At 65.3% G+C, this 2,044-nt stretch carries 1 protein-coding gene; it reads left to right on the top strand.

Going from position 1 to position 2,044, the window contains the following annotated elements:
* Positions 1 to 1,989, top strand: a 1,989-nt coding sequence (tkt, locus tag AC4PR2_RS28510) for a transketolase (RefSeq protein WP_049296678.1), incomplete at its 5' end; no start/stop codon positions are given.
* Positions 1,990 to 2,044: the final 55 nt, after the last annotated feature.

The following is a 2,044-nucleotide window of genomic DNA, read 5'->3' as shown; positions in this document are numbered from 1 at the left end:
TCTCGTAAAGAGCTTGCCAACGCCATCCGCGCACTCAGCATGGACGCCGTACAAAAAGCAAATTCCGGCCACCCGGGTGCCCCTATGGGCATGGCGGACATCGCCGAAGTCCTGTGGCGTGACTACCTCAACCACAACCCGACTAACCCGCACTGGGCTGACCGCGACCGTTTCGTGCTCTCCAACGGCCACGGCTCCATGTTGATTTACAGCCTCCTGCACCTCACCGGCTATGACCTGCCGATGCGCGAGCTGGAAAACTTCCGTCAGCTGCACTCCAAGACCCCAGGGCACCCGGAGTACGGCTACACCCCAGGCGTTGAAACCACCACCGGCCCGCTGGGCCAGGGCATCGCCAACGCCGTCGGCTTCGCCATCGCCGAACGCACCCTGGCGGCGCAGTTCAACCGCCCGGGCCACGATATCGTTGACCACCACACCTACGCCTTCATGGGCGACGGCTGCATGATGGAAGGCATCTCGCACGAAGTCTGCTCTCTGGCCGGTACCCTCAAGCTCGGCAAGCTGACCGCTTTCTACGATGACAACGGCATCTCCATCGACGGCCACGTCGACGGCTGGTTCACCGACGACACCGCCCTGCGTTTCGAAGCCTACGGCTGGCACGTGGTGCGCAACGTTGACGGCCACAACCCGGACGCCATCAAGGCCGCGATTGAAGAAGCCCGCAAGGTGACCGACAAGCCGTCGCTGCTGATGTGCAAGACCGTTATCGGCTTCGGTTCGCCGAACAAGGCCGGCACCCATGACGTGCACGGCGCCGCGCTGGGCGCCGCCGAAGTGGCCGCCACCCGCGAAGCGCTGGGCTGGAAATACGCCGCCTTTGAAATCCCGCAGGACATCTACGCCCAGTGGGACGCCAAGGAAGCCGGTCAGGCCAAAGAAGCGGCCTGGAACGACAAGTTCGCCGCCTACGCCAAGGCCTTCCCGGAGCAGGCTGCCGAGTTCAAGCGCCGCATGAACGGCGAGCTGCCGGCCGACTGGAAAGCCGACGCCAAGGCGTTCGTGGAAAAACTGCAGGCCAACCCGGCCAACATCGCCAGCCGCAAGGCATCGCAGAACGCGCTGGAAGCGTTCGGCAAGGTGCTGCCGGAGTTCCTGGGCGGCTCTGCCGACCTGGCGCCGAGCAACCTGACGATGTGGTCCGGCTCGAAAGCGCTGAACGTTGACCCGGCGGGCAACTACATTCATTACGGCGTGCGCGAGTTCGGCATGACCGCCATCACCAACGGCATCGCGCTGCACGGCGGCTTCCTGCCGTACTCGGCGACCTTCCTGATGTTCGTGGAATACGCCCGCAACGCGGTGCGCATGGCGGCGCTGATGAAGCTGCGCAACGTGTTCGTCTACACCCACGACTCCATCGGTCTGGGCGAAGACGGCCCGACCCACCAGCCGGTGGAGCAGCTGGCGAGCCTGCGCGTGACCCCGAACATGAGCACCTGGCGCCCGTGCGACCAGGTGGAGTCGGCGGTGGCGTGGCAGTACGGCATCGAGCGCAACGACGGCCCGACCACCCTGGTGTTCTCGCGTCAGAACCTGACCCAGCAGCCGCGCACCGCAGAGCAGCTGGCGAACGTGTACCGCGGCGGCTACGTGCTGAAAGACTGCGCGGGCACGCCGGACGTCATCCTGATTGCCACCGGCTCCGAAGTGGGTATCACGGTGGAAGCGGCGGACAAGCTGACCGCGGCGGGCCGCAAGGTGCGCGTGGTGTCGATGCCGTCGACCGACGCGTTCGACAAGCAGGATGCGGCGTACCGCGAGTCGGTGTTGCCGGCGGCGGTAACGGCGCGCGTGGCGGTGGAAGCGGGTATCGCGGACTACTGGTACAAGTACGTGGGCCTGAACGGAGCCATCGTGGGCATGACCACCTTCGGTGAGTCGGCGCCGGCGGAGCAGCTGTTCGCCGAGTTCGGCTTCACCGTGGACAACGTGGTGGCCAAGGCGCAGGCGCTGCTGAAGTAAGCGGCCTGGCGCAAGCCGATAAAAAAGCCGGTCATCGTGACCGGCTTTTTTTATG

This window comes from Serratia sp. A07 (genome assembly GCF_058725505.1).
This window is presented reverse-complemented; position numbering and strand designations above follow the sequence as displayed.